At 67.7% G+C, this 6,662-nt stretch carries 7 protein-coding genes and 1 tRNA gene; 6 read left to right on the forward strand and 2 right to left on the reverse strand.

Going from position 1 to position 6,662, the window contains the following annotated elements:
• Nucleotide 1: 1 nt before the first annotated feature.
• A complete protein-coding gene (locus VLA96_00885) occupies nt 2-1,255 on the forward strand; it encodes an FAD-dependent oxidoreductase (GenBank protein ID HSE47742.1) in 1,254 nt (417 codons plus the stop codon).
• Here the strand turns inward: VLA96_00885 and VLA96_00890 are convergent, their stop codons facing one another.
• Together VLA96_00890 and VLA96_00895 are read right to left on the reverse strand one after the other, a co-directional pair.
• Nucleotides 1,256-2,506, reverse strand: a complete 1,251-nt coding sequence (locus tag VLA96_00890) for a metallophosphoesterase (GenBank protein HSE47743.1) — start codon at nt 2,504-2,506, stop codon at nt 1,256-1,258. It lies immediately after the preceding gene.
• A 150-nt stretch (nt 2,507-2,656) separates the two neighbouring features.
• Nucleotides 2,657-2,730, reverse strand: a tRNA-Gln gene (locus tag VLA96_00895).
• A gap of 167 nt (nt 2,731-2,897) precedes the next feature.
• On the opposite strand from VLA96_00895, the gene VLA96_00900 reads away from it, so the two are divergent.
• The 5 genes from VLA96_00900 to VLA96_00920 form a co-directional block, all read left to right on the forward strand.
• Nucleotides 2,898-3,365, forward strand: a complete 468-nt coding sequence (locus tag VLA96_00900; protein ID HSE47744.1) for a hypothetical protein — start codon at nt 2,898-2,900, stop codon at nt 3,363-3,365.
• 14 nt (nt 3,366-3,379) lie between these two features.
• Entirely contained in the window at nt 3,380-4,708 is a 1,329-nt protein-coding gene (locus VLA96_00905) for an acetyl-CoA hydrolase/transferase C-terminal domain-containing protein (protein ID HSE47745.1), read from the forward strand.
• 3 nt (nt 4,709-4,711) lie between these two features.
• The gene (locus VLA96_00910; protein ID HSE47746.1) at nt 4,712-4,978 is read left to right on the forward strand and encodes a 4Fe-4S dicluster domain-containing protein; all 267 of its coding nucleotides are present in this window, start codon (nt 4,712-4,714) and stop codon (nt 4,976-4,978) included.
• Nucleotides 4,962-6,017 carry a 3-methyl-2-oxobutanoate dehydrogenase subunit VorB gene (locus VLA96_00915; GenBank protein ID HSE47747.1) on the forward strand — a complete coding sequence of 352 codons (1,056 nt, stop codon included), beginning with the start codon at nt 4,962-4,964 and terminating at the stop codon, nt 6,015-6,017. The genes VLA96_00910 and VLA96_00915 overlap by 17 nt, the downstream gene beginning before the upstream one ends.
• An 11-nt stretch (nt 6,018-6,028) precedes the next feature.
• The coding region (locus VLA96_00920) for a thiamine pyrophosphate-dependent enzyme (protein HSE47748.1) at nt 6,029-6,662 on the forward strand (634 nt) is incomplete at its 3' end.

Genomic DNA, 6,662 nt, shown 5'->3' on the forward strand with positions numbered 1-6,662 from the left:
CATGCGCAGACCCAATCGCCGCGAGTTCGTGAAGACGGGAGCGATGGTCGCGGTCGCGGCCGCCAGCGGCGGCCGTGCCGCGGCGGAAGCGCGGCCGAAGTCGGCCATCGTCGTTGGCGCGGGCGCGTTCGGCGGCTGGACGGCGCTGAACCTGCTGCGCGCGGGCTGGCAGGTGACCATCCTCGACGCGTGGGGTCCGGGGAATTCGCGCGCCAGCTCGGGCGGGGAGACGCGCGTCATCCGCGCGACCTATGGCGCCTCCCGGCTCTACACGCGCATGGCGGTCGAGTCGCTGGCGGCGTGGAAGGAGCACGAGAGGCGCGTCGGGGCGCAACTGTTCCACCGCACCGGCGCGCTGTGGATGGCGGGCGCGGACGACGCCTACGAGCGCGCCGCTCTGCCGGTGCTCGCGGCGGAAGGCGTGGCGCACGAAAAACTCGAAGCGGCCGAGGCGGCGAAGCGCTGGCCGCAGATATCGTTCGCCGGCGTGGAGTACTGCCTGTGGGAGCGCGACGCCGGCTACCTGTTGGCGCGGCGCGCGTGCGCGACCGTGCTCGAGCAGTGCCAGAAGGAAGGCGGAACGTACCAGCAAGCGGAGGTCTTCCCCGGCGTTTCGGGAAAGGGTCTCGGCAATGTCACCGCCAATGGCAAAGCCCTGACCGCCGACGCTTACGTCTTCGCGTGCGGGCCGTGGCTAAACAAGCTCTTCCCGGACCTGGGGCCGCTGGTGCATCCGACGCGGCAGGAGGTCCTCTTCTTCGGCGTGCCGGCGGGGGACCCGCGCTACACCGACGCCGCCATGCCGGTGTGGATCGACAACGGCCCGCGGCTGTTCTATGGGATTCCCGGGAACGAGTGGCGCGGGTTCAAGCTCGCCGACGACACGCGCGGCCACGACTTCGACCCGACGACGGGCGAACGCCGCGTTTCGGAAGAAGGAGTGAAGCGCGCGCGCGAGTACATGGAGATGCGCTTCCCCGGGATGCGCGGCGCGCCGCTGGTGGAGAGCCGCGTGTGCCAGTACGAGAACTCGCCCGACCAGGATTTCATCCTCGATCGCCATCCGGCGGCGGAGAACGTGTGGCTGGTGGGCGGCGGCTCGGGCCACGGCTTCAAGCACGGACCGGCCATGGGAAAGATGGTCGCGGAGGCGGTCACCGGCAAGGCGACGCCGCCAAAAGAGTTCGCCCTCGCCCGCCTGAAGCGCGCCGGCGGCCGCGGCACGGGCGCCTGGCCGCCCAGGCACGAAGCGTAGTCAGCGGAACAGCTCGACGGTCTCGAACTGCTTGGCGGCCGTCGGGCGGAAGCGGTGCAGCCGCAAATTCAGCGCGTCTTTCTCGCTCACCGAGACTTCCAGGTAGTTGTACTCCTCGATGCGCGGCGCGCCGCGCCAGTAAAGCTCCGGCGGATAGTTCGCGGGCGGAGCCGTCGCGTTGAGCGTCTGCTCGCCGCCGCCATTGCCGAGCACGAGATACCGGATGCCGTCGACCTCGAAGGCCTCGGTGGTGTGCACGTGGCCGTTGAAGACCGTGATGCGGAGGTCGCGGGCGAACTCCTTGAGCAGCGCGTGCGGGTTCTGGTCGGCGGGGATGGGGCCGGCCCCGGCCACGCAGAAAGCCGGGTTGTGGAAGGTGACGAACACGTTGCGCAGGCCCGCGGCGCGCGCGTCTGAGAGCGCGGCGCGCAGCCACTGCATCTGGCCGGCATGATCGGGATGCTGCGAGAGCCACGCCGAGGGGCGCCGCGCGTCGAGGTCGCCGGTATCGAGGAACAGGAACCGGCTGCCCTCGTAGTCGAACTGGTAGAGCCGCTGCTCGGAGGAGAAACCCAGCGGCGCGAGCTGCGGGAACTCGCGCCGGAAGCCTTCCAAGCCGGGGTCGAGCCAGGTCTCGTGGTTCCCAGGGGCGGGATAGAAGCGCGCAGCCAGCGGTGCGGCGCCGTGCGCGGGCAGGCGCGACAGGAAGTTCGAGTAGAAATCGCGCCAGTAGGGATTGTCTTCTCCGTTCCCTGAATAACCTGAGTACGTGATGTCGCCGGTGTGGAGCGCGAAGCGCGCGCCGCGCTTCTCGCCGGGAACGGCGCCGGCGGCGAGCGCGGTCACAACCTGGTCGAAGACCCAGCGCTGCCCTTCTCCGCGCAAGATGACCGTCTCTTCGGGACCGACCTTGATGGTCTGCGGCCATCCGTTGCGCAGCAGAAAGGTCGCGGACTTCTCCGGGTGTCCGGGAACGTCGAGCGTGACCTGCACGAGCTCGCCGGAGGCGGAGTCGTAGACCGTCTTGGCCTCGAACGGGACCTCAGGACCGTAGGCGTAGTCGATGACGGCGCGGAAGAAGCGGCGCACCGAGGCGTCGTCGCGGTACGGCAAGTAGCCCGGCAGGCGGCTGTCGCCGAACACGATGAACGTGAACGGCTGGTGCGGCTTGGACTTGGGCGGCTTCTGGTCGGCCGCGAACATCAACGACGCAAGGAGAAGGATGACGGCAAGGGCGCGCGGGCAGCGCATGAGCCACCTCGAGGGCGGCTGGGGAGGATGACAGGATGATGGTAGCGCGGAGCCGTCAGAAATGAAAACAGGATGAGAGAAGGAGGGGAGGAAAACCCTTCTTGGGGCAGCGGCAGCGTGCTCAGGTATGGATCGTCAGAGGAAGAGTGTTGGCTGCCCCCCAGGGATTCGAACCCCGATATGCTGATCCAGAGTCAGCTGTCCTACCATTGAACGAGGGGGCAGTCTCGGTCGGCGCGAGCGGAGCTGCTCGCTTCCTTTTGATTCTACTGGCCGTCGCGACGTTGGGTCAAACACGCGAAACCCCTCGCGTCACCCCCAAAAGTGACACGTATCACATCGGCGGAATGCCTCTGACCTCACACTGAAACGTGCAGGAAAGGGGCCTCCGGTGCTGAGTACTTATCGCCTCGTCCACCTGATCGAACAGGACGCCGCGGAGATGGCGAGCGGCCTGCTCGACGACATCGAGCGCGACCCGCGGGCCGCCGGCTATCTCGACAAAGTGCCGTCGGCCGAGCTGTGGAAGCGCGTCCACGAGATCTATCGCCATCTCGGTGAGTGGCTGGAAGAGCCCATCGGCGGCGCGGTGGAGCGCCGCTACCGCGAGATCGGCGGGCGTCGCGCCGCGCAGGGGCTCGAGCTCAGCAAGCTGCTCTACGTCATCCTCGCCACCAAGCGTTACCTCCACGACTACGTCCTGGCGCACCGCCCGAAGCAGGAGCAGCCGGCGGAGGTGATGGCCGACCTCGAGATGGAGACGCTGCTGGAAGAGTTTTACGACCAGGCGGTCGTATTCGCGACCGTGGGCTACGAGGAACGCAAGGCGCAGCTGTGCCAATGCGTCCCGAAGGGCTAGGGAGGCCCGAAGCCATGAGCTGGGAGACGGAATACAAGAAGAAGCTGACGACGGCGCCGGAGGCGGTGCGCGGGATCCGCAGCGGGATGCGGGTGTACATCCAGCCCGGCTGCGCGGAGCCCGAGGCCCTGGTGGGTGCGCTGATGGAGCGCGCGCCCATGGTGCACGACGTGGAGATCGTCCACCTGCTCACGCTGGGACGCGCGGATTACATCCGGCCGGAGATGGCGGGACACTTCCGGCACAACGCGTTCTTCATCGGCGGGAACGTGCGCGAGGCGGTGAACGACGGCCGCGCGGACTACACGCCGGTGATGCTGAGCGAGATCGAAAGCCTGTTCGAGTCCGGGGCCATGCCGCTCGACGTCGCGCTGATCCAGGTGTCGCCGCCGGACGCGCACGGGTTCTGCAGCTTCGGCGTCGGCATCGACACCACGCTCACCGCGGCGCGCGTCGCCGACATCGTGATCGCGCAGGTGAACGCCGAGATGCCGCGCACCTTCGGCGACAGCTTCATCCACGTGCATGACCTCGACCTGATCGTGGAGGCGAACCAGCCGCTGTGCGAGCTGCCGCCGCACGAGGTCTCGCCGATGCATCGCGCGATCGCCCGCAACGTGGCCGACCTGATCGACGACGGCGCGACGCTGCAGCTCGGGATCGGCGGCATCCCCGACGCGGTGCTTCCCTTCCTCATGGACCGGCGCGACCTGGGTATCCACACCGAGCTGATCTCCGACAACGTCATCCCGCTGATCGAGGCCGGCATCATCACCGGCGCGCGCAAGACCTTCAAGCCGCGCAAGATCATCCTGGGCTTCCTGCTGGGGACGAAGCGGCTGTTCGACTTCGCCGACAACAACCCCATCTTCGAGTTCCATCCCTCGGCGTACACCAACGACCCGGCGTTCATCGCGCGCAACGACAACATGGTCGCGGTGAATTCCGCGCTGCAGATCGACCTGACCGGCCAGGTCTGCTCGGACTCGATGGGCACGCAGTTCTACAGCGGCATCGGCGGGCAGGTCGACTTCATCCGCGGCGCCTCGCGGGCGAAGGGTGGCAAGCCCATCATCGCGTTGCCCTCGACCGCCAAGGGCGACACCATCTCGCGCATCGCGCCCACGCTCACGCCCGGTTCGGGCGTAGTGACCTCGCGCGGCGCCGTGCACTACGTGGTCACCGAGTACGGCACGGCGTACCTGCATGGAAAATCGATCCGGCAGCGCGCGGAATCGCTCATCGCGATCGCGCACCCCAAGTTCCGTAACGAGCTGTACGAATACTGCGAGCGGACGAAGTGGCTGAACCACACCACGCCGGCGCTCGCGGCTGCGAGGTAACTCATGGCACAAGCACGGGGATCGGTGCGGATCGATGCGATGGAGTGCAAAGGCTGCGGGCTGTGCGTGGAATCGTGCCCACCCAAGTGCCTCGCGCTCGAGCAGGGGTTGAGCGCGATGGGCGTGCATCCCGCCGCGTACTCGGGCGAAGGCTGCACGGGCTGCGGCATCTGCTTCTACTGCTGCCCGGAGCCGGGCGCGATCACGGTGATGCGCATCGCGGCTTCGGGAGCCACGTTCAAGGAGGCGGAGCATGCGGCAACTGTGTAAAGGCAACGTCGCAGTCATCAAGGGCGCCATCGCGGCCGGATGCCGCCGCTATTTCGGCTATCCCATCACGCCGGCCAGCGAGATCGCGGAGGCCGCGGCGCTCTACTTCCCCGAGATCGGCGGGACATTCCTGCAGGCGGAGAGCGAGGTTTCGGCCATCAACATGGTCTACGGGGCGGCGTCGGCGGGCGAGCGCGTGATGACCGGCTCCTCGGGTCCGGGTCTGTCGCTGATGCAGGAAGGGATCTCGTACCTGGCCGGCTCGGAGCTGCCGGCGGTCATCGTGGACATCATGCGCGGCGGGCCGGGCCTGGGCAACATCGCGCCCGAGCAAAGCGACTACTTCGCCACGGTGAAAGGCGGCGGCCACGGCAACTATCGCAACTTCGTGGTTGCGCCGTCATCGGTGCAGGAGATGGCCACGCTCACCATGCTGGCGTTCGACCTGGCGGATCGCTATCGCAACCCGGCGATCGTGCTGGCCGACGGTTTTATCGGGCAGATGATCGAGCCGCTCGACCTGGAGTTCGAGGCGCACGAGGCGCCGTCCAAGGATTGGGCGGTGCTGGGCACGCCGGAGACCCGCAAGAACCTCATCAGCTCCATCTTCCTGGAGCCGGACGAACTGGAAGCGCACCAGCAGCACCTGGAGAGCAAGTACCGGCTGGCGCAGCAGCTGGAAGTGCGGCACGAGACCTACATGGCCGACGACGCGGAGATCCTGCTGGTCGGCTACGGCATCGTTTCGCGCGTGCTGCGCTCGGTGGTGGAGAAAGCCCGCGCACAAGGCATGAAGGTCGGGCTCTTCCGGCCCATCACGCTGTGGCCCTTCCCGAGCGGAGCGCTGCGCGAAGCGGCGCGCGCCGTGGACCGCGTGCACGTGGTCGAGCTGAGCAATGGGCAGATGGTCGAAGACGTGAAGCTGGCGCTCAACGGCGAGGTTCAAGTGGGCTGCTACAGCCGCGTCGGCGGCAACGTGCCCTCGGCCGAGGAGATCCACGAGCAGGTGCTGCAACCCACGATGGTCGGACGGCGGTAAGGAGGCAGGCTGTGGCGGAATACACGACGATCCACGAGAAGTCGCCGGCGTTCTACGACAACTACGACCGGAAGAGCGAGCTGCAGCACCAGACGCACTACTGCCCCGGCTGCGGCCACGGCGTGGCGCACAAGCTCATCGCCGAGACCATCGCCGAGATGGGGCTGCAGGACCGCGCCATCTTCGTGAGCCCGGTGGGCTGCTCCGTCTTCGCCTACTACTACTTCGACACCGGGAACGTGCAGGCCTCGCACGGGCGCACCCCGGCCGTGGCGACCGGCCTGAAGCGCTCCCGTCCGGACTCGATCGTGATCGCGTACCAAGGGGACGGCGACCTGGCCGCCATCGGGACGGCCGAGATCGTGCACGCCGCGAACCGCGGCGAGCACATCACCGTCTTCTTCATCAACAACGCCATCTACGGCATGACCGGCGGCCAGATGGCCCCCACCACGCTGCTGGGGCAAAGCTCCACCACCACGCCCTGGGGCCGGCGCGCCTCCAACGAGGGCTTCCCCATCCACGTGTGCGAGCTGCTGGCCACGCTGGAAGCCCCGGTGTACATCGAGCGGGTAGCGCTCTCCGACAACAAGAACATCATGCGCGCGCGCCGCGCCGTCCGCAAAGCCATCGAGTTGCAACAGC

It is taken from the genome of Terriglobales bacterium, assembly GCA_035457425.1.
Lineage (GTDB): Bacteria > Acidobacteriota > Terriglobia > Terriglobales > Acidobacteriaceae > JACPNR01.